This window comes from Klebsiella michiganensis (assembly GCF_002925905.1).
In the GTDB taxonomy this organism is placed as follows: Bacteria; Pseudomonadota; Gammaproteobacteria; order Enterobacterales; family Enterobacteriaceae; genus Klebsiella; species Klebsiella michiganensis.
This window is the reverse complement of the sequence record NZ_PRDB01000002.1, coordinates 335,745-357,077: the sequence shown is the minus strand read 5'-3', so window position 1 is coordinate 357,077 and position 21,333 is coordinate 335,745. Positions and strand designations below refer to the sequence as shown.

Annotated in this window: 18 protein-coding genes; 10 read left to right on the top strand and 8 right to left on the bottom strand. The window is 59.4% G+C overall.

Annotated features, from left to right (window positions below; all coding sequences use genetic code 11):
• The first annotated feature begins 9 nt into the window (after nucleotides 1–9).
• The 7 genes from CDA56_RS08760 to CDA56_RS08730 all read left to right on the top strand — a co-directional run bounded on the left by CDA56_RS08760 (nucleotide 10) and on the right by CDA56_RS08730 (nucleotide 9,330).
• Nucleotides 10–1,401 (top strand): carbohydrate porin, encoded by a 1,392-nt coding sequence (locus CDA56_RS08760; RefSeq protein WP_103814082.1) that lies wholly within the window; start codon nucleotides 10–12, stop codon nucleotides 1,399–1,401.
• Between the two features lie 83 nt (nucleotides 1,402–1,484).
• Nucleotides 1,485–4,265 carry a beta-glucosidase gene (locus tag CDA56_RS08755; protein WP_103814084.1) on the top strand — a complete coding sequence of 927 codons (2,781 nt, stop codon included), beginning with the start codon at nucleotides 1,485–1,487 and terminating at the stop codon, nucleotides 4,263–4,265.
• Between the two features lie 21 nt (nucleotides 4,266–4,286).
• Complete coding sequence (locus tag CDA56_RS08750) at nucleotides 4,287–5,177, top strand: alpha/beta hydrolase (protein WP_101869336.1); 891 nt, start codon at nucleotides 4,287–4,289, stop codon at nucleotides 5,175–5,177.
• Nucleotides 5,178–5,384: 207 nt separating this feature from the next.
• Nucleotides 5,385–6,824 (top strand): circularly permuted type 2 ATP-grasp protein, encoded by a 1,440-nt coding sequence (locus CDA56_RS08745; RefSeq protein ID WP_014229793.1) that lies wholly within the window; start codon nucleotides 5,385–5,387, stop codon nucleotides 6,822–6,824.
• Entirely contained in the window at nucleotides 6,818–7,747 is a 930-nt protein-coding gene (locus CDA56_RS08740; RefSeq protein WP_004103215.1) for an alpha-E domain-containing protein, read from the top strand. Before CDA56_RS08745 ends, CDA56_RS08740 begins: the two co-directional genes overlap by 7 nt.
• On the top strand, nucleotides 7,744–8,559 hold the full coding sequence (locus CDA56_RS08735) for a transglutaminase family protein (protein WP_014229792.1): 816 nt from the start codon (nucleotides 7,744–7,746) through the stop codon (nucleotides 8,557–8,559). The genes CDA56_RS08740 and CDA56_RS08735 overlap by 4 nt, the downstream gene beginning before the upstream one ends.
• Nucleotides 8,560–8,577: 18 nt before the next feature.
• Complete coding sequence (locus CDA56_RS08730) at nucleotides 8,578–9,330, top strand: proteasome-type protease (protein ID WP_025106159.1); 753 nt, start codon at nucleotides 8,578–8,580, stop codon at nucleotides 9,328–9,330.
• On the opposite strand, the gene CDA56_RS08725 is transcribed toward CDA56_RS08730, so the two are convergent.
• The gene (locus CDA56_RS08725) at nucleotides 9,315–10,082 is read right to left on the bottom strand and encodes an AraC family transcriptional regulator (protein ID WP_025106160.1); all 768 of its coding nucleotides are present in this window, start codon (nucleotides 10,080–10,082) and stop codon (nucleotides 9,315–9,317) included. The genes CDA56_RS08730 and CDA56_RS08725 overlap by 16 nt on opposite strands.
• 94 nt (nucleotides 10,083–10,176) lie before the next feature.
• Between CDA56_RS08725 and CDA56_RS08720 the strand changes: the two genes are divergently transcribed.
• The 3 genes from CDA56_RS08720 (at nucleotide 10,177) to CDA56_RS08710 (ending at nucleotide 13,197) form a co-directional block, all read left to right on the top strand.
• Nucleotides 10,177–11,316, top strand: a complete 1,140-nt coding sequence (locus CDA56_RS08720; RefSeq protein WP_048263753.1) for a Bcr/CflA family efflux MFS transporter — start codon at nucleotides 10,177–10,179, stop codon at nucleotides 11,314–11,316.
• Nucleotides 11,317–11,420: 104 nt separating this feature from the next.
• Entirely contained in the window at nucleotides 11,421–12,404 is a 984-nt protein-coding gene (locus CDA56_RS08715) for a fatty acid desaturase (protein ID WP_014229788.1), read from the top strand.
• Nucleotides 12,397–13,197, top strand: a complete 801-nt coding sequence (locus tag CDA56_RS08710) for a phosphate/phosphite/phosphonate ABC transporter substrate-binding protein (RefSeq protein ID WP_103814086.1) — start codon at nucleotides 12,397–12,399, stop codon at nucleotides 13,195–13,197. Before CDA56_RS08715 ends, CDA56_RS08710 begins: the two co-directional genes overlap by 8 nt.
• Nucleotides 13,198–14,545: 1,348 nt before the next feature.
• On the opposite strand, the gene CDA56_RS08700 is transcribed toward CDA56_RS08710, so the two are convergent.
• The 7 genes from CDA56_RS08700 to CDA56_RS08670 all read right to left on the bottom strand — a co-directional run bounded on the left by CDA56_RS08700 (nucleotide 14,546) and on the right by CDA56_RS08670 (nucleotide 21,082).
• Entirely contained in the window at nucleotides 14,546–15,883 is a 1,338-nt protein-coding gene (locus CDA56_RS08700) for an LLM class flavin-dependent oxidoreductase (RefSeq protein ID WP_086073790.1), read from the bottom strand.
• Nucleotides 15,884–15,944: 61 nt separating this feature from the next.
• Nucleotides 15,945–16,844: an ABC transporter substrate-binding protein gene (locus tag CDA56_RS08695; protein WP_025108423.1), complete on the bottom strand. Its 900-nt coding sequence runs from the start codon at nucleotides 16,842–16,844 to the stop codon at nucleotides 15,945–15,947.
• Nucleotides 16,845–16,885: 41 nt separating this feature from the next.
• Complete coding sequence (locus tag CDA56_RS08690) at nucleotides 16,886–17,554, bottom strand: ABC transporter permease (RefSeq protein WP_014229784.1); 669 nt, start codon at nucleotides 17,552–17,554, stop codon at nucleotides 16,886–16,888.
• The gene (locus CDA56_RS08685) at nucleotides 17,554–18,183 is read right to left on the bottom strand and encodes an ABC transporter permease (protein WP_025108424.1); all 630 of its coding nucleotides are present in this window, start codon (nucleotides 18,181–18,183) and stop codon (nucleotides 17,554–17,556) included. Before CDA56_RS08685 ends, CDA56_RS08690 begins: the two co-directional genes overlap by 1 nt.
• Entirely contained in the window at nucleotides 18,176–19,264 is a 1,089-nt protein-coding gene (locus tag CDA56_RS08680) for an ABC transporter ATP-binding protein (protein ID WP_025108425.1), read from the bottom strand. The genes CDA56_RS08685 and CDA56_RS08680 overlap by 8 nt, the downstream gene beginning before the upstream one ends.
• A 178-nt stretch (nucleotides 19,265–19,442) precedes the next feature.
• Nucleotides 19,443–20,129, bottom strand: coding sequence for an RluA family pseudouridine synthase (locus tag CDA56_RS08675; RefSeq protein ID WP_102803473.1), 687 nt, complete (start codon nucleotides 20,127–20,129; stop codon nucleotides 19,443–19,445).
• A gap of 59 nt (nucleotides 20,130–20,188) precedes the next feature.
• Complete coding sequence (locus CDA56_RS08670; protein WP_004851947.1) at nucleotides 20,189–21,082, bottom strand: LysR substrate-binding domain-containing protein; 894 nt, start codon at nucleotides 21,080–21,082, stop codon at nucleotides 20,189–20,191.
• Between the last annotated feature and the right edge of the window lie 251 nt (nucleotides 21,083–21,333).

Sequence of the window (21,333 nt, the reverse complement as noted above, 5' to 3'; positions counted from 1 at the left end):
GATATTCAAATGAAAATAAAATATATGGCTTTGGCTATTGGCGCCATTATGTCCTCTAATGTGATAGCAGCAAAAAATAATACCTCTGCCGATATTGACCAGCGCCTTGCGCAACTGGAGCAAAGATTAATTAACGCTGAACAGCGCGCCGCCGACGCGGAAGCGCAGATACAAACGCTTAAACAACAGCAAACAACGGCAGCAAAAACCGCGCCGGCGGTGAAAGTCGATGCCGCTGACCCGGTCGCTCCCGGCGCGACGCCCACGAAGCTTACGCTCTCTGGCTATGGCGACCTGAAGTTTTATGGCGATGTGGAATTCAATATGGATGGCGCCAGCGGTAGCGGTAGCCTGACGTCGGTAAAAACCTCTTCGAGTAAAAACTGGGCGCCGGGTACTAAAGAACGTTGGGATATTAACGGCCGTATTCTGCTGGGCTTCGATGGTATGCGCAAAATGGATAACGGCAATTTTGCCGGTTTCTCCGCCCAGCCGCTGGCTGATATGACCGGTAAAATGAACCTTGATGATGCGGTATTCTTCTTTGGCAGGGAAGATGACTGGAAGGTGAAAGTTGGTCGTTTCGAGGCCTACGATATGTTCCCGCTGAATCAGGATACGTTTGTCGAATATTCCGGCAACACGGCTAACGACCTCTATAGCGATGGCTACGGCTATATTTACATGATGAAAGAGGGCCGCGGCCGTAGCAGCAGCGGCGGCAACTTCCTGCTCAGTAAAACGATAGATAACTGGTATTTCGAACTTAATAACCTGGTGGAAAACGGCAGTACGCTGTTCCAGGACTCCAGCTATCACGGCAATACCCTGGAAAATGAGAAAAACGTCGCCTATTTACGTCCGGTGATTGCGTGGAATAGCGGTCGCTTCTCTACCGCAGTAGCGATGGAAAAGAACGTCGTGAAGAATGCTTACGGTTATTACGACAATCGCGGCAGTTGGGTCGACCAGTCGGACCGTACCGGCTATGGCTTGACGATGTCATGGAATGGACAAAAAACCGATCCGGAAGATGGGGTCACCACTAACCTGAACGTGGCCTATATGGATGCCTCCGATGAGAAGGATTTCACCGCAGCTATCAACTCCCTCTGGCATCGTTTTGAACTGGGTTACATCTACGCCCACAACAAAATCGACAAGTTTAACTCGGCTAATTATGTCTCTACCTGCGACGATGGCTGCTGGATCTCCAACGTGGGTGACTACGATATCCACACCATTCACGCATCGTACCTGTTCCCCAATGTCATGGATATGAAGAACTTCAACATCTACCTTGGCGCTTACGCCTCGTGGATTGAAGCGAAACCAACGGATGGCGACAAACATGAAGACTCCCGCTACGGCGGCCGTCTACGTTTCAAATATTTCTTCTGATCAAAGCAGAGCCCGCATTGTGCGGGCTCTGTTCATTATGCCATTACGCCTCCTGCGGAGGCTCGAGTTAACAGGACTACACCATGTTTGACAGTAAAGCGGGCACTCCGCTGGAAGGGTTTGCCGAATTTGCCACTGCCGCTGCCGCCGAAGGCGCGGTATTGCTGAGAAACGATCGCGGAATGCTCCCACTTAATCCTCTGCAGCCGGTTTCACTATTTGGCCGTACGCAGATTGACTACTATCGCAGCGGTACCGGTTCCGGCGGGGCGGTTAACGTGGTGAGCAGCACAACCTTGCTGCAGGCGATGCGGGAGCGAAGCAGGGGCAGGCTCAATGAGCAACTGGCTGCGCTTTACGAAAGCTGGATTGAACAACATCCCTTCGACAACGGCGGAGGGGGCTGGGCAGCGGAACCCTGGTACCAGCAGGAGATGCCGCTGAGCGATGAGCAGATTCGTCAGGCCCGCGCCGTCTCGACCCAGGCTGTTATTGTCCTCGGTCGTACCGCGGGTGAAGATCAGGATAATGCCGATGTTGAAGGCGGGTACCGGCTCACGGCCGATGAGAAGCACATGCTACACCAGGTATGCCGAGAGTTTGATGAAGTGGCAGTCGTGTTGAATACCGCCGGGCTTATCGATCTCTCATGGGCTGACGATCCGCTGCTGCGTCAACGCATTCGCGCGCTTCTGTATGTCTGGCACGGTGGCGCGCACGGCGCACAGGCCGCAGCCTCGTTGCTATACGGCGATGTGACCCCTTCAGGTAAGCTGGTTGGCAGCATTGTGATATCGCTGGACGATCATCCGGCATCCCCCTGCTGGGGTGCGGAAGAAAAAAATCTCTACCAGGAAGATATCTACGTTGGCTATCGCTATTTCGAAACCTTCTCTGCGCAGAGCCTGCAGTTCCCCTTTGGCTTTGGTCTCTCATACACCTCTTTCACCCTGCAATCGGCGCGGGCGGAGACCTTTGGCGACCTGATCAAGGCGACCGTCACCGTGACCAATCGCGGGGAGCGCTTCGCGGGCAAAGAAGTGGTGCAAATCTACCTCCAGGCGCCGCAGGGCGCGCTCGGCAAACCGGCCAAAGTGCTGGTGGCTTTTGCCAAAACTCGCCTGTTGCAACCGGGGGAAAGCGAGACCTTAACGTTATCAATTCCGCTGGAACGCTTTGCTTCTCTGGACGATAGCGGGGCGACCGGGCATCCACACTGTTATGTAATGGAGCCAGGGCTTTATCGCTTGCTGCTTGGTAACAGCGTGCGCGATCTACAGCCGCTGCCGGTTGACGGCGAGGCGGGGTATTCGCAAAAGGTGCTGCGAGTCCTCTCCTGCCATCAGCAGGTGCTGGCGCCGACGGTGCCTTTCGTACGTATAAAACCGGTCGCGGACGGCGATGATGGGCGCTATCAGATCGAGTGGGAGGACGTGCCGCGGCGGGAGATTAATCTGCGCGCGCGCATTGAGGAGCGTTTGCCAGAGGCTATCACCCTTACCGGCAACCAGGGACTGACCCTCAACGACGTGGCTGAAGGGCGTACCACGATGAATGCCTTTGTTGCTCAGCTGTCTGTTGAGGAGCTGGCCTGCCTGGTGCGCGGAGAAGGCATGTGTAGCCACAAAGTGACGCCCGGCGTCGCGTCGGCTTTTGGCGGCGTAGCCGACAGCCTGCTGGAAAAAGGTATTCCTCTGGCATCGACCGCCGACGGCCCATCCGGGATTCGCATGGATAACGGCGCGAAGGCCACTTTGCTTCCCAGTGGTACATTATTGGCCTCCAGCTGGGACCCGATCCTCGTGGAACGCTTATACGTAATGGAAGGCAAAGAGCTGCTGCGCAACGGTATCGACCTGCTGTTAGGGCCGGGGATGAACATCCAGCGCCATCCGCTGAACGGGCGTAATTTTGAGTACTTTTCCGAAGATCCGCTGCTCACCGGGATGATGGCGGCGGCGGTGGTTCGCGGCATTCGCAGCGGCGGCGGGATTGCCACCCTCAAGCACTTTGCCTGCAACAATCAGGAGTTCGCCAGAGCCAAAGCGGATTCGGTGGTGTCAGAGCGCGCGCTGCGTGAAATCTATCTCAAAGGTTTTGAGTATGCGGTGAAATCCGGCGGCGCAAATGCGGTAATGACCGCTTATAACCCGGTCAACGGCCACCATGCCGCATCCAACTACGATCTCACCACCACCGTACTGCGCGAGGAGTGGGGCTTTCGCGGGATCGTGATGACCGACTGGTGGGCAACGATGAACGATCCCATCGATGGCGGCGCGGCGAGCACTCACAACACCGCGGCGATGATCCGCGCGCAGAACGACCTTTATATGGTGGTCAATAATAACGGCGCGGAAGTTAATGCGGGGGGAGATAATACCCTGGCGGCGCTGGCGACAGGCGAGCTAACGCTCGGTGAGCTTCAGCGCTGCGCGATAAACATCCTCGACTTTATGATGCAGACGCAGGTCTTTAAGCGCGGGGAGATGCCGCGGGCGGGGATTATTCGCCTGGCGGCGGATCCTGCGTGCGATGGGGCCTGTCCTGGCGCAATTAAAATCGCCGAGCAGTCGCGGCTGCGCTACGACGAGGAACTGGTGCTGAGCGTTGAGCGAACAGCGGTTTATGACGTGCTGGTGAGCGTTCACGCTAACGGTGCGCCGCTCGCACAAACCGCCTGCAACCTGCTGCTTAATGAACAATTTGTGGCGACGATCCAGACCAACGGTACGTTCGGTCGTGAGATTGTGCAGAAGCTGTGTCGGATTGAGCTACAGTCGGGGAAATATCGTGTAGGCTTTGATTTTATCAAGCCGGGTCTGGTGGTGGACTGGCTGGAACTCAAGCTCGTTAATGACTAATTTCCGTCTCAGGAGCCGCCGATGAACCGACGCCATTTTTTGTTTTTAAGCGCCGCCGCGCTGCTGGCGGGCGGTCGTCTTCGCGCCGCTGAAAGCCAGCAAACGATCCGCCTGTGGCCTGGCGTGCCTCCCGGCGGCGGCGGACCGGACGGCCCCGTTCGCTTATCGGCACGCGGCGCGCTAAGCCATATCGCCCAGCCTGAACTGACGGTATGGCGTCCCGCAGCGCCACGCGGCCACGGCGTATTAATTGCTGCCGGCGGCGGCTATCGACGCATTGAAATGGCGAAGGAGGCCTGGCCCGCCGCGCGCTGGCTAACGATGCGCGGCTATACCGCGTACGTGCTGACCTATCGTCTTCCCGGGGAGGGGTGGCAAGCGGGCGGCCTTGCTCCGCTGCAGGACGCTCAGCGGGCGCTGCGCCTGATTCGTCAGCGGGAAGCCAAAGTCAGCCTTCTGGGGTTTTCCGCCGGCGGACATTTGTCGGGAATGGCTGCCTGTCGCGCTGATTTTGCCTCTTACCCGCCGATCGACGGCGTGGACGACACCCCGCCCCGGGCCGACGGCGCCGCGCTGATTTATCCGGTGATTTCCCTCGAACCTCCGTACACCCATACCGCCACCCATCGGCTCCTCGCCGGGCCTCACGCCGCGGAGGAGGTCGATCGCGCCTGGTCGGTACAAACCTGGGTCAGCGGGCGGACGCCGCCCTGTTTTCTGGTTCAGGCGGAGGACGATAATGTCTCCGATCCGCACAATACGTTGATAATGGCCGCCGCCTGCCGTCAGCATCAGGTCCCGGTCAGCCTGTATCGTTACGCCAGCGGCGGTCACGGTTTTGCGCTGGGCCGGGCCGGTACGCCCAGCGTCGAGTGGCCCGAGCGCTACGCAGCGTGGCTCGCGGCGCGTTAGCATCGCGTGAATCGACATGCCCCAAATTGGTGCGCTTTAAGCGAAAAACAGGCCATAAATAAGCAAAGCGTCTGATTGTTTTTTATTCAATTCAGCGTCATGGCATAACAGCGTAACGCCGCGCCGCCGCGCTGCGTTACCTGGCATAATTAATGCTTATCTCTTACCGGGATTACCTCAAAGTGAGTACAACCGGAGGAGACGGCCATGATAAAAATAACGCTTCCTGACGGGCATTATTATGATGAGATGCTTACCGCACAGGGAGAGCAGCGTCAGCACTATAACGCCTGGTGGCAATGGTTTCGCAGTACCGATCAATTCTCTATCCGGCAGAAGAAAGAGCAGGCGGAGCTGCTCTTTCACCGCATCGGCATCACCTTTAACGTCTACGGCGAGGATGAGGGCACCGAACGACTGATCCCTTTCGACAGCGTGCCGCGTATTATTCCCGCCGGCGAGTGGCAGCGGATTGACCGCGGCATCCGCCAGCGGGTGAAAGCGCTCAACGCTTTTCTTTACGATATCTACCACGATCAAAATATCCTTCGCGCGGGGCTGATCCCGGCCGAACAGGTGCTGGCGAACGAACAGTATCAACCCTGTATGCAGGGGATAAATTTACCCAATAACACCTACGCCCATATCACCGGAGTCGATATGGTGCGCAACAGCGACGGCCAGTATTACGTGCTGGAGGATAATCTGCGCACCCCCTCCGGCGTCTCCTACATGCTGGAAAACCGCAAAATGATGATGCGGCTGTATCCCGAAATGTTCGAACAGCACCATATTGCGCCGGTAGAACGCTACCCCAGCTATCTGCTGCAAACGCTGCGCGAAAGCTCGCCGGTGGACGATCCGTGCGTGGTGGTGATGACCCCGGGGCGGTTTAACAGCGCCTATTTTGAACACAGCTTTTTGGCCCAGCAGATGGGCGTTGAGCTGGTGGAAAGCGCGGATCTGTTTATTAAAACCGGGGCGGTGTACATGCGCACCACCGAAGGACCGCGGCGCGTGGACGTCATTTACCGGCGTATCGACGACGCATACCTTGACCCGCTGGCCTTCCGCGCCGACTCCATGCTAGGCGTTCCGGGGCTGCTATCGGTGTATCGCGCCGGGGGCGTGGTGCTGGCCAACGCCATCGGTACCGGCGTCGCCGACGATAAATCGATCTACCCCTTCGTACCGGAGATGATCCGCTTCTATCTGGGCGAGCAACCGATCCTGAGCAATATTCCCACCTGGCAGTGTCGTAAGGCGGAGGATCTCAGCTACGTGCTGAGCAATCTTGAACTGATGGTCGTGAAAGAGGTTCACGGCGCGGGCGGCTACGGCATGCTGGTTGGCCCGCGCTCGACCAAAGAGGAGCGCGATGCGTTTCGCCAGCGCCTGCTGGCGAATCCGGCCAACTATATCGCCCAGGACACCCTGGCGCTGTCGACCTGCCCAACCTTTGTCGACGAGGGGCTGGCGCCCCGCCATATCGATTTACGTCCCTTCGTCCTTTCCGGCCAGGAGATCCGCCTGGTTCCCGGCGGGCTGACGCGGGTGGCGCTAACCGAAGGCTCGCTGGTGGTGAACTCGTCGCAGGGCGGCGGCACCAAGGATACCTGGGTGATGGAGGATGATGAATCATGTTAAGCCGCACAGCGAGTGAACTCTTCTGGATGGCGCGCTACCTTGAGCGCGCGGAAAGCTATGCCCGGGTGCTGGACGTGACCTGGAAGCTGTCGATGATCCCCCGCCACAGCCAGCAGTCGCGGGATTTAGCCTTGCCGCTGAATCTGTCGCTGACCCATGAGCTGTTTCAGGCGCGGCACGCGCGTTTCACTATGAGCAACCTGCTTAATTTTTTCGCGCTCGACGGCAACAACCCGTACAGCATTTTCAGCTGCGTCGAGATGGCGTGGAACAACGCCCATGCGGTGCGCGGCAGCCTGTCGGCGGAGGTGTGGGAAAGCATCAACGCCACGCGCATTGAGCTGCGAAAGCTGCGCCAGCAGGGGATCGGCGAGCTGGGCAACGACGCTTTCTTTGAGTGGGTAAAAGAGCGGGTACATCTGTTTCGCGGGGCGATCCTCGGCACGCTGCTGCGTAACGACGCCCTGAGCTTTATCGGGATCGGGACGCTGATCGAGCGGGCATCCGCCACCGCGCAGCTGCTGTTGATTAAGGATCAGCAGTTGAACAGCGATCCCGATCCGGTACGCGAGTACTACCGGCTGGATACGCTACTTAATGCGGTCAGCGCCCGCGAGGCCTACAACAGCATTTACCGCCAGCCGGTCAGCCGCGAAACGGTGATGGAGCTGCTGATCCTGCGCAACGATGTGCCGAGATCGCTGAGAGCGAGTATTTCCGACCTCGTCGGGCAGCTGGAACAGATTGCCAACGACCGCTCGCACTTGCCGCTGCGGCTGGCGCACCAGCTCAACGTCGACCTGCGTTTCAGCACCCGCGACGATCTGGCGCAGGCCGATTTACAGGTCACCCTTAATGCACTGCTGGCGCGGATTAACGCGCTTTCCGACAGCATCAGACAAACCTATCTGGAGGCGTTATGAAACTGGTTATCGATCACCTGACCCGCTACGGCTACGATGAAGAAGTAAAGTTTTCGACCCAGTATCTGCGCCTGACGCCGCGCAGCAGCGGTCGGCAGAAGATCACCGCCTGGACGTTAACCCTGCCGGACGGTTCCGCCGTCGCCACCACCGACGCCTGGGGCAACGTGCTGCACGTGCTGACGCTGGATAATCCGCATAAAGAGATTACCATCCGCGCCAGCGGGATCGTCGATATCGCCGAAGAGGGGGACGACATCGGCGCGGAGCCGCAGGAGCTGCTGTCGCCGCTGGTTTTCTTGCGCTGTACGCCGCTCACCCGCGCTGACGGCCCGATCCGCGAATTCGCTCAGCGCTGGTATCAGCCGGAGGCGCAGGAGGAGAGCCTGAACCGGTTAATGGCCGAGCTGCTGCTGAGAATGCCCTATTCGCCGGGCGCCACCCAGGTGCAGGACTCCGCCGCCGATGCCTTTGCGCGCGCGAAAGGGGTTTGCCAGGATCACACCCACGTGTTTCTCGCCTGCTGCCGGGCGCTGGAGATCCCGGCGCGCTACGTCAGCGGCTACGTTTACAGCGATAACGCCGAGCACGTCGCCATGCACGCCTGGGCCGAAGTGTGGCTCAACGAGCGCTGGCAGTCGTTTGATATCACCAATAACACGCGCAGCCTGAATCAACATTTGCGGCTGGCGACCGGGCTGGACTATCTTGATGCGTGCCCGGTACGCGGCACCCGCCTCGGCGGCGGGGGGGAAATCATGTTAACTAACGCTGAAGTGCGCGAGCATTCGCAGCAGGCGCAGCAGCAATAACGGCAGGAACAAAAAACGATGACCTACTGTGTGGCCATGTGTTTGTCAGATGGACTGGTATTTGCCTCAGACTCCCGCACCAACGCGGGAGTGGACCATATTGCAACGTTTAAAAAACTGCACGTTTTCCATCAGGATGGCGAACGGGTCATGGTCCTGCAGTCGGCGGGCAACCTGGCCACCACTCAGAGCGTGATTAGCCTGCTCAGCGCCCGCATTCGCACCCAGCAGGAGCCTAACCTGATGCAGGTGACCTCGCTATACGACGCGGCGATGCTGATCGGCAAAACCTTACAGGAGGTGATTCAGCGCGACAGCAGCAATCAGCAGAACTGCGGCAATACCAACTTCAACTGCAACCTGCTGCTCGGTGGGCAGATCGCCGGCGAAACGCACCGGCTGTTTCATATCTATCCGGAAGGCAACTTTATTGAAGCCACGCGCGACACGCCCTATTTCCAGATTGGCGAGAGCAAATACGGCAAGCCGATTATCGACCGGGTTCTGACCATCGATACTCCCCTGGAGCAGGCGATGTGCTGCGCGCTGATTTCGATCGACTCCACCCTGCGCAGCAATCTTTCGGTGGGGCTGCCGCTGGACACCCTGCTGTACCGCAGCGGTAGCCTGAGCAGCGCCGAACAGCATCGGATCACCGAAAACGATCCCTATTTCAATACCATTCGCAAAGCGTGGTCCGAAGGGCTGCAGAGCACCTTTCTGAAGCTGCCGCCGTTCACGCCGGGCGGCCACCATCAGGCGGAAAAATAACGCCCCGGCGTCATGCCGGTCATGGTGCGGAAGAAGTAGATAAAGGCGCTGTCGCTGGCGAAGTCGAGCGCCTGCGCCGTATCGGTAATCCGCTCCCCGGTTGCCAGCATCTCGACCGCTTTCATTAATCGCCACTGTTGACGCCACTGCTGGTAGGACATCCCGGTATCGCGGCGAAACAGTCGGCTGATGGTTTTTTCGCTGGCGCCGCAGCGGGCAGCGAGCGTCCCAAGCGGCGGCGGCAGCGCGTCGCCGCAAACCATCGCCAGCCGTTTATCCTGCGGCAGCGCGAGCATCATCGGCTCCCGCGCGGCGGCGCGAATTTCCGCCTGGCACAGGGCGGCGAGATGCCGTGCCGGCTCGGCCTCCCAGTCGGTATCCCAGGGGCTGGCGCTGATGCGCTCTAATAGTTCGCGCAGCAGCGGCACCACGTTGAGTATCGCCGACTGCGTTGGCAACTGAGGGTAACGCTGCGGCTGAAACCAGACGGAACGATAGTCGACAATGTTTTTCATCTCCGCGCGATGGCTGACTTCAGCGGGGATCCACGCCGCGCGCCCCGGCGGCAGCAGGCACAGCAGGGCGCCATCGTCGAGCGTTAAACGCACGCATCCCTGACGGGTAAACAGGATCTGCGCCATCTTATGCCGGTGGCTGCCGGAGTCGTGGTTACCGAGCGCCGACTGCACGCCAATCAGGCTACTTTTCAACGCATCCGGATCGAATGCCGCGTCAGCGTCAAGCCAGGCCATAATGTCTGATTTCCGATATTTAAAGTCATTATGTTTATAATGTTCGATAAACGGCTTCCCTACAATAGCGCCTCTTGTTAATCAGGAGGTGGATATGTTGGGACGTGCCGCGCTGGTGCTGGTGACCGCGCTACTGATGTTTCCGCAAATAGCGGAAACGATTTATAGCCCGGCGCTGACCGATATCAGCGCCCGTTTTTCCGTGAGCGCGCCGCAGGCGGCGCTAACCCTTTCCGTGTACTTTATCGGTTTTGCCGTCGGCGTTTTGCTGTGGGGCGGATTCAGCGATCGCTACGGCCGGCGTCCGGCCCTGCTGGCGGGGTTAGGGGTTTACGCATTGGGGTGCCTGATGGCGCTGTGGGCGACGGATTTTTCGCTGCTGCTGGCGGCACGGATCGTCACGGCCGCTGGCGCGGCAACCGGTTCAGTGGTGACGCAGACGGTCCTGCGGGACTGCTATCGCGGGCGGCAGCTGGCGGGAATTTTTTCGTTTATCGGCCTGGCGCTGGCGGTGAGCCCGGCCGTCGGGGTCTATATCGGCGGCGGGTTGACCGCCCTCTGGGGGATGCGCGGCGTATTCAGCGCGCTGGCGCTTTTGGCCGCCGCGCTTCTGCTGGGCTGCCTGGCATTGATGCCGGAAACGCGTCCGCAAAACCTCAGGAGAGGGCCGTTTCTTCACGTGCTGCGGCGGATGGTGGGCGATACGCGTATCGCCCTGGCGGCAATCCTGGTGGCGGCATTTAACGTCAGCCTGTTCAGCTACTACAGCCTGGCTCCGTTTCTGTTCGCCCGATTCGATCTTGATGCCCTGACGTTTGGCTACAGCGGCATGGCGCTTGCCGCGGGTTCGCTGCTCGGCGCGCTGCTTAACCACCGGCTGCTGCGTCGGAATGTCTCGCTGGGGCGGATTCTCGCCATCGCCTGCATTCTGCACTTAGTCGGCGGCGTCGCGGTGTACGTGCTGCGGGAATCAATCTGGTTTGTGGCGCCGGTTGCGCTGGTCACCCTTGCCTGGGCCATGGCGATCCCGCTGGTGCTGGGGTCGGCGCTGAGCGCCTACGGCGACTGTCGGGGCACCGCCGGCGCCTTTTTCGGCCTGTTTTATTATGTCCTGATTGGCGCCGGTCTGCTGGCGGCCGGGTGGGGGCAATCGCTGGGTGCGTCGCTGCTGGCGTGCGCGGGCGTGAGCATGCTCGCCGGGTGGCGTTATATCATCGTGCTCAACGAGGGCTAAGGTGATTTTCTGGCAAAGCTAAGCGATTTAAATTCTTTGTTATTTAACGCGTTATCTCACATCTTCGGAGGATCAAACGATAACGCGAAAAGGCAGTGGCAGGAATGGCAAAAAGCAGGTCGGTCTATCTGCATCCGCAGCAGCGCGAGCGGATTCATCAGTTTTCCCGTAGCTGGCTGTGGCGCAGCGAGCTGCCCACCTGGCTACTGATCGTTGCCGTCTACGGCGGCTGGTTTGCCTCGCTGGCCTGGTGGCGCGAGCTGGGCATTTTCCCCGCCACGCTGCTGCTCATCTGGTTCACCGCCTGGTATATGTCATTGCAGCATGAGCTTATTCACGGTCACCCCACGTCGCGACCATGGTTTAACCAGCTGCTGGGGACCCTGCCGCTGGCGGTCTGGTATCCCTACGGGCTGTACCGCGACTCGCACCTGGCGCACCATCATCATCATTTGCTGACGCAGCCGGTTGACGATCCGGAATCCTACTATTTTACGCCGCAGAGCTGGCAGCGTTTTGCCCCCTGGCAGCGTAGCCTTATTCATCTGCGCAATACGTTTATCGGCAGGCTGCTGGTGGCGCCGCTGCTGGATATTGCCCAGACGCTCGGCAGCGCGCTGGCGGCATTTCGACACCGGCGGGTGAACACAATAGCGATGTGGCTGGTTCACGGCCTGCTGCTGGCGGCGCTGTTCGCGTGGATGAATCACCTCGGCTTTTCGCCGCTTTACTTCGTGCTGGCTATCAGCTACCCGGCGCTGGCGTTGACCAAAGTGCGCTCTTTCCTTGAACACCGCGCCGCGGACGATCCGCTGGCCCGTTCGGTGATTAACGAGGCGGGGCTGGTCTGGCGGGTGCTGTTCCTCAATCTCAACTACCATTCAGTGCATCACGATTTGCCGGGGGTACCGTGGTACGGGCTGCGAAAAATCTATCTGCATAATCAGGCGGAGTATCAGCGGCGCAACGCCGGGTTTGTGGTGCGCGGCTACGGTGAATGGCTGCGGCATTTTTTTGCCAGGCCGGTGGCGGTGAATGCCCATCCCGGGTTCAACCAGCAGGGTAAGGCGGATGAAGAGCATGAGTGAAAGGCTGGCGTTTCCGATGTACGCGGTGAATGACGAGGATACTCAGGCGCTCTGGCGGGCGGTGCGGCAGCTGCTGGCGGCCCGCGGCGTGGTGGAGGAGGATATGCTGTCGTATCAGGTACCTGAGGATCTGCTGACGCACTGGCGCCATCCGGCGCTGCTGTTGAGCCAGACCTGCGGTTATCCGCTGATGATGCGGCTGCCGGCAGTGCAAACGGTCGGCTGTTTTCACTATTCCGCGCCCGGATGCGAAGGGCGGAACTACCGCAGCCTGCTGGCGGTACGTGAGGCGGACGGTGGTCAGACGCTGGCGGATTTTCGCGGGCGTCGGGTCGTGTGCAATTCGCCGGATTCCCAGTCCGGCTATAACGTGCTGTTAAACATGGTCGCGCCGCTGTCGCGCGATGGGCGTTTCTTCTCGGCGGTCGCGTTTAGCGGCAGCCATCGCCAGTCGCTGCGTGAACTTCAGCAGGGGACGGCGGATATTGCCGCCATTGATTGCGTGACCTGGGCGCTGCTGCAGCGTCATCAGCCGGAGGCGCTGGCGGGGCTGGCGGTGATTGCGCGCAGCCCGCTCGCCCCGGGTCTGCCGCTGATTACGTCGGCGACGACGTCCGCGGCGACGCTGGGGCTGCTGAGAGAGGCATTGCAGCAGCTGGTGAGCGATGAACGCTACCGGCCGCTTTGCGAAGCGCTGTTTATCTGCGGCTACAGCGATATGCGGCGCGCGGACTATCAGCCGCTGCTGGCGTGGCGTGATGAGGCGGCGGCCAGGGGCGTCGTGCGGCTGTAGGCGGCAATTTCCCCGGGCCGCGGCGCAAGCGCCTTGCCCGGGCTACCCGATCGCAGGCGGTTGTGAACCCGTAGCGCGGCTAAGCGCAGCGCCACCGGGAAGAAAACCGCAGCAAGGCACCCGGCATCGCACCTTCCCCGGAGGCGACGCGTTGCGCCTGTCCGGGCTACCGATCCGCAGGCGGTTGTGAACCCGTAGCCCGGTCAGCGCAGCGCCACCGGGAAGAAAACCGCAGCAAAGCATCCGGCAGCGCACCTTTCCCGGAGGCGGCGCGTTGCGCCTGTCCGGGTTACCGATCCGCAGACGGTGTGAACCCGTAGCCCGGCTAAGCGCAGCGCAAGCCGGGAAGAAAACCGCAGCAAGGCACCAGGCAGCGCACCTTCCCCGGAGGCGGCGCGTTGCGCCTGTCCGGGCTACCGATCCGCAGACGGTTGTGAACCCGTAGCCCGACTAAGCGCAGCGCAAGCCGGGAAGAAAACCGCAGCAAGGCACCCGGCATCGCACCTTCCCCGGAGGCGGCGCGTTGCGCCTGTCCGGGCTACCCGATCGCAGGCGGTTGTGAACCCGTAGCCCGGTCAGCGCAGCGCCACCGGGAGGAAAACCGCAGCAAAGCATCCGGCAGCGCACCTTTCCCGGAGGCGGCGCGTTGCGCCTGTCCGGGCTACCCGATCGCAGGCGGTTGTGAACCCGTAGCCCGGTCAGCGCAGCGCAAGCTGGGGAGAAACCGCACCGAGGTTTCAGACACAGCACCTTCCCCGGAGGCGGCGCGTTGCGCCTGTCCGGGCTACCGATCCGCAGACGGTTGTGAACCCGTAGCCCGGTCAGCGCAGCGCCACCGGGAGGAAAACCGCAGCAAAGCATCCGGCAGCGCACCTTTCCCGGAGGCGGCGCGTTGCGCCTGTCCGGGCTACCGATCCGCAGACGGTTGTGAACCCGTAGCCCGGTCAGCGCAGCGCCACCGGGAAGAAAAGTGCAGCAAGGCATCAGGCAGCGCACCTTCCCCGGAGGCGGCGCGTTGCGCCTGTCCGGGCAACCGATCCGCAGGCGGTTGTGAACCCGTAGCCCGGCTAAGCGCAGCGCAAGCCGGGAAGAAAACCGCAGCAAGGCATCCGGCAGCGCACCTTCTCCGGAGGCGGCGCATTGCGCCTGTCCGGGCTACCGATCCGCAGACGGCGGTGAACCCGTAGCCCGGCTAAGCGTAGCGCAAGCCGGGAAGAAACCGCACCGAGGTTTCAGGCACAGCACCTTCCCCGGAGGCGGCGCGTTGCGCCTGTTCGGGCTACCGATCCGCAGACGGTTGTGAACCCGTAGCCCGGCTAAGCGCAGCGCAAGCCGGGGAACAGCCGCGCTATGAAGCCAGCGGTTTGCCATCCCCGCGGGCGAAGCGGTTTTCGACGACCGGCAGGCCCAGCTTCTCGCGCAGCGTGCCGGTCGGATAGCGATCCCGCATCGCGCCGCTGCGCTGCAGAATCGGCACTACCTGCTCAACGAAGCGGTCGAAGTCCCCCGGCAGCAGCGGGAACATCAGGTTAAAACCATCGGCGGCGCCGGCGCGCCAGGTTTCCGTCAGCGCGCTGGCGATCTCCTCGGCGCTGCCGATGAGCAGCCAGCTATCGGAGCTTTGCAACAGCAGCTTGCCCAACGCCAGGATCGTCAACTGCGGATCGTAATCACGAATCAGCCTGAGGGCGGTGCGGATCCCATCAAAGGTCTCTTCCTCCGGCAGCGGCGGCAGCGGTTGGTCGACGGGATATGCGGATAAATCCATGCGCAGATAGGAAGAGAGCAGGTCGATGGCCATCTGGTCGCTCATTAGCTGCTCGTTAAGCCGCTGGCGCTCTTCCTTTTCCGCGTTTGAATTCACCACCACCGGTAAAACGCCGGCGATGATTTTGAAATGCGCCGGATCCCGGCCGTGGCTGCGCAAACGCTGGTTCATCTCTTCGCGGTAGGCCAGCCCCTCAGCGATAGATTTGATAAACACAAAATGCATATCTGACCAGGCGGCGGCGAGGTTTTTACCCGCCTCCGACGAGCCGGCCTGTACCAGGACCGGATGCCCCTGCGGCGGGCGAGGGACGTTCAGCGGCCCGCGCACGCGGAAGAACTCGCCCGCGAAATCAAGATGATGCACCTTGCTGGAATCGGCAAACAGCCCGCTGGCTTTGTCATAGCGCACCGCGCCGTCTTCCCACGAGTCCCACAGCTGAGTGACCACATCAATAAACTCACCGGCGCGCTGGTAGCGGCTGCCGTGCTGCGGCAGGTGGTCAAGGCCGAAGTTGGCCGCCTCCTCCTCCAGCCATGAAGTGACGATATTCCAGCTGGCCCGCCCGTTGCTGAGAAAATCGAGGGAGGCAAAATAGCGGGCGAGATTATAGGGCTCGTTATAAGAGGTGGAAGCCGTGCCCATCAGGCCGATATGTTCCGTCACCGCCGCCAGCGCCGAGAGGAGAGTGATGGGCTCCAGCCGGGCGTTAGCGTAGTGGGTTAAGCCGCTGGGCACCGTGTCCCAGATAGCGATATGGTCGGCAATAAAAATGGCGTCGAGCGTCGCGGCCTCCGCTTTACGGGCCAGATCGGCATAGTACTTGAGGCTGAAAATTTCCTTCTCCGGCGCCTGCGGGTGACGCCAGGAAAAGCGGTAGTCACCCTGGGGATTGAAGAAGAAAAGGTTCAGGATCATAGGATTATTTGGCATTTTCTCGGCTCAGTTGGAGGTGATGCCTTCCCTGGCATGGCGGCAATCAGTTGCCGTTGAGGTGCGTTTTGACCCACTGTTCGGCCACCGCCGCCGGATCTTTATGCTGCAGATCGACCTGCTGGTTAAGTTCGATCAGCGCGGCGTTGTTCAGCTTGCCGGAGACCTCATTGAGCACTTCGCTGATTTTCGGCGTCAGGCTGGCTTTGCGCACCAGCGGCACCACGTTCTGGCTCGGCTGCTCATGCTTATCATCCTCCAGGACCACCCAATCCTCTTTCGCGAGGTTGCCCTGAGTAGAGACGACCGTGGCGACGTCGATTTTGCCGGAGTTCAGCGCCAGACGGGTCAGCGGCCCGCCCATATCCAGAGATTTCACCGCCTTAAATTCAAGCCCGTAGACGCGCTTAAGACCCGGCAGGCCCAGGGCGCGTACCGGGAATTCCGGCGGGCCGCCGATAGTCAGCTGATGGGCCACGGGCTGCAGGTCGGAAAGCTTGCTGAGGTGATATTTTTTTGCCGTTTCCGCGCGCACGGCCCAGGCGGTAATGGACGAGGCCGGGGAGGGGGTGAGCAGCGTAAAGTCCGCCGGCAGCGCTTTAGCTAACTCAGCGCTAACGTCGCTCTGGCTGGTAGCCAGCGTTTTGCCGTCATAATAGTTCAGCAGGGCACCGAGATATTCCGGAACAATATCAATTTCGCCGCTCTGCAGCGCCGGAATAATAATCTCGCGATTACCGAGATTAAGACGGGTTTTCACCGCAATATCGTTTTTCTTTAGCGCGCTGGCGTAAATATTGGCAAGGATTGAACTTTCGGTGAAATTCGCTCCGCCAATGGTGACGTCCTGCGCCAGGGCGTTAAAACTTAAGCTTAATAATCCCGCGGTGAATACCGAAAGACGCAAGCGGCGACGATGCGCGGAAATGCTAAATAGCTGCTTCATAATACCTCTTTACCTGCAGGTGGTTTTTTGTTGTTGGGAAATTAATTTATTTGCGTGACCGGCGCCGGAACGATGCGCCGGGAGAGTAATGAAAAAAGCAGCTCGCAGCCGATGGCCAGCAGCGATACCACTAGCGAACCGGCAATGACCTGGGGAATATCGCGCTGGCCAAGTCCGTCGATCAGAAAGCGCCCGAGGCCGCCAAGGCCGGCGTAGGCGGCGACGACGGCGGTCGCGATCAGCTGTACCAGCGCGGTCCGCAGGCCGGCGAGTATCAGCGGCGCGGCGAGCGGTATCCGCAGCTGCCACAGGCTCTGGAGTGGCGTCATGCCCAGCGCTTTTGCCGCATCGCACAGCTGACGGTCGGCATGATAAATGCCAACCCAGGCGTTGGTGAGGATCGGCGGAATCGACATCGCCACCAGCGCGGTAAAGACCGGAATATCATTAAAGCCAAACACAATAATGCATAAAAGAATTAAACCTAAAGAGGGAATGGCGCGACCAATATTAAACAGATTAATAATCACAAACGCGCCCTTGCGCCAGTAGCCGAGAATAATCCCCAGCGGCAGCGCAATCGCCGAGGCAACGACGATGCTAATCAGCACATAATAAAGATGCTCGCGCAGGCGAAGTAATATTCCCGCGTCGCCTGTCCAGTGCTGCGGTTGTAATAACCAGTGAAATGTTGCTTGCAGGATATCCATTAGCGGGCCCACGGCGTTAGCCAATAGCCGACGCGGGCAATCAGCGAATCCAACAGCAGAGATAGCACAACGCTGAGCACCAGGCTGACCGCGATAGGCGTGACAAAGTTCTGGTTAAACCCGGCTAACAGAAGCTGCCCGAGACCGCCCTGGCCAATTAAGGCGGTGACCGTCACCAGCCCGACCAGCGTCACCGAAGCGATGCGTAACCCGGCGAACAGCGAGGGCAGCAGCAGATGCAGCTCTATATCGACAAAACGAAACCAGCGGGTATAGCCCAGCGCGCGCGCCGACTCCAGCACCGTCGCCGGGAGTTTCTCTATTCCGGCGATAACGTTGCGCAGCAGGATCAGCAGCGAGTAGAGCGTCAGGCCGATGATTGAGGTCATCAGCGACAGTCCGGTAAACGGCAGTAATAGAATAAACAGCGCCAGAGACGGGATGGTGAACAGTATCCCGCACAGGTAGATCAGCGGCTGGGCGGCCGCGGGCCAGCGCAGCGTCAGGCTAATCAATACGCCGGTGAAGAGGGTGCCGAAAAACAGCGAAACGATCACCAGCTGTACATGCTGCCAGAGCAGTTCACCGATCATGATTTTGTTGTCGAGGATCCACGGCCAGTCAATCATAGCGGCGAAGATCCACGTGGCCTTCCAGCACGTTCTGCAGCAGAGCGTGGGAGATGCTGCCCTGATATTCACCGTCGGTATCGACATGAACCACTACGCCGCCGGGCGCATCCAGCAGCGCGCTGTAGGCAAAGCGCAGCGTGTTGATGGCCGCCAGCGGCGCGTCGACCGGCAGCGTCCGGCGCTTAACCGGATCGAACCAGTTCAGCGGACGCCGTTTTTTGTCCAGCACCAGGCGCAGCGGACTGGCGACCGGCGGATGCGGGCTGGCGATGGGGGAGAGGCTCTCATCAATAAGCGGCACGTCATGACGCGGGAGCTGTCCGACCTGAATTCTCCCCAGCCGCTGCAGATTCGGTTCGGGGCCGATAAAACGGCGCACAAAGTCGCTGGCCGGATGCGACAAAATATGGTCAGGCGTGGCGAACTGCGCCAGCTCGCCGCCCTCCTGGAAGATAGCGATTCTATCGCCAAGGCGAATAGCTTCATTGATATCATGGGTCACCAGGACGATCGTTTTGCGCAGGCGCTGTTGCAGCAACAGCAGCTCGTCCTGCAGGCGCTCGCGAACCACCGGGTCGATGGCGGCGAAAGGTTCGTCCATCAGGAGAATAGGCGGATCGGCGGCCAGCGCTCTGGCGATCGCCACGCGCCCCTGCTGGCCGCCGGAAAGCTGGTGCGGATAGCGGGGCAGGACGTTGCGGTCGAGAGACATCAAATCCACTAATTCGTCGATGCGCGCCTGGATATGCTTTTTGCTCCAGCCGAGAAGGCGCGGAACCGTGGCTATATTTTGCGCGACAGTACGATGCGGAAAGAGGGCGGCGCTTTGCATGACAAAGCCAATTTGGCGGCGCACCTGAATAATATCGGCAGCGGCAAGCTTAACGCCCTGAACGTATACGTCACCGGCGTCAGGAATATCCAGCTGATTAATCATCCGCAGAATGGTTGTTTTTCCGCACCCGCTGGGGCCAACGAAAGTGCACAGTTCGCCGCTATTAATCACCAGATTAAGGCCGCGAATAGCCGCATGCGCGCTGCCGGGGTAGGTCTTGCGAATATTATCGAGTTTAATCATAAAGCCGTTGCGCCCTGAATGTTCTTTCATGAAAAGCATGAATAGAGCACAAGCTACAGAGGCGGTGATTAACGAGCAAATATGATATTTGCATTTGCAATGCCGCGATTCGAATTAAAGCGGCGACGTCAATCAGCGTGCGGGAGAGATTCGGTAAAAGGGCTGGTGAGCGGGCGAGTTAAAACCCGCTGGGGCTTATCGCATCGATCCGCTCTCCGCTAACCGGATGCACGAAATGCAGTTCGCTGGCGTGCAGCATCAGACGCGGCGCCTGTTTTGTTCCCGCAAGCAACAGACCGCCGTACAGATCGCAGCCCAGAATAGGGTGGCCAAGCCACTGGCAGTGGATACGCAACTGATGGGTGCGGCCGGTTTCCGGCGTCAGATGGACCCGCGTCACCGGCACGCTACCTTGATAGCGCAGGCGCTCAACCACCCGATAGCCGGAGCGGGCAGGCTTGCCGCGGCGCGGGCAAATCGTCATCAGCGGAAACAGCGCCGGATCTTTGGCTATCGGAGCGTCAACGGTTCCTTCATCATCCGCCAGATGCCCGCACAGCAGCGCGCTGTAGACTTTGCTCACCGCACGCTGGCTGAACTGCTGGCAGAGCGCGGCGTTGATGGCCTTGTTGCGCGCAATCACCATCAGTCCGGAGGTGCCGAAATCAAGACGATGCGCCAGAGTGCAGCCGGGAAACCGCTGTACCAGCCGATAATGCACCGAGTCGAGATTACGCGGATTTTTCCCCGACAGACTCAGCAGGCCTGAGGGTTTATCGATCAGCAGCAGATGGTCATCCTCGTAGAGGATGTCGATTTCAGCGTGGCACGGCGGGGCGATAAAGGTATCGATAATCGTAGACATCAGGCTGCACGGAGAGAGAGTGGATGCGGATGATAGCGAATTTCCCGCCGCCATGCGAGTTATGCGGTCACGGTATTCATAGACTTAATATGCTGCCAGAAGCGCTCGGCTGACTGGTTGAGCCGCGCGCCGGAGCGGTAAATATAGGCGCCGATCGGCAGCGACAGGCTCTCATCCATAATCGTCAGTCGGCCCTCCTCAAGCTCGCGCTTGATAGAGTACTGCGGCAGCCAGCCCACGCCGTCGCCGTTGAGGATCATGCGTTTTAACAGCTCGCTCATCGAGGAGACAAAGGTCAGCGAGAAGGTGATCTCCGGCTTGCGGTCGATCACCTGATTCACCTGGCGCCCCATGTAGCTGTCGTTGGCGTATTTCATCAGCGGCAGCACCCCGCGGTGTAAATGAAAAAGCGGCCTGCCGTGTTTATCGCAGGGAGAAACGAGGTGCAGCGCCGAGTCAAAAATTTTGTGATTGATAAACGGATAGTTCATCAGCTCTTCATTATAAAACGACAGGATAAAATCACTTTTGCCTTCTTTCAGGTTGAACACTGCATCGTTGACGTTAATCGATTCAACATGAAAAGTTTTATTCTTTCGGTCGGTATAACCGGCGATGATTTCCGGAAGTAATAAAACGGAAAGCGACGGCGCCGCGTCGATTCTTATTTTCTGGGTGGTGTTGTTCAGCCCTTTAATTCGGCTAATCTGGAAGTCCATGTCGTCGAGCATATTTCGCGCATAGCCGACAAAAATCTTCCCGCGGTTGGTCAGCTGCAGCGGGTTTGCCGAACGGTCGAAGATGCTGAAGCCCAGCGACGCCTCGAGCGCCTGGATGCGGCGGCTGAAGGAGGACTGGGAAATATTGCGGCTTTTTGCCGCCAGGGTAAAGCTTCTGGATTCCTCAAGGGCAATCACATCGTAAAGCCATTTTACTTCAAGATTCGCCAGCACCGATCCGTTCCTCTGCCCTGCAATAATAGCTATGCAATTTTAGCATGATGCATAGAAACTATGCAATTAACATAATTATCTACAGGTGTTAACATTTTTTGCAGAGTTAGCTTATGACTTATTCGTGCAAACGATATTTCTAAAGTTCAGGCGACACCCTACACGAGCACGATTTTACATCGCCGGCTCTGGTCTGTTCATCCTGTTTATTTAATTTCACGATGGTTTTTTTATTAAAATAAATCCATCCG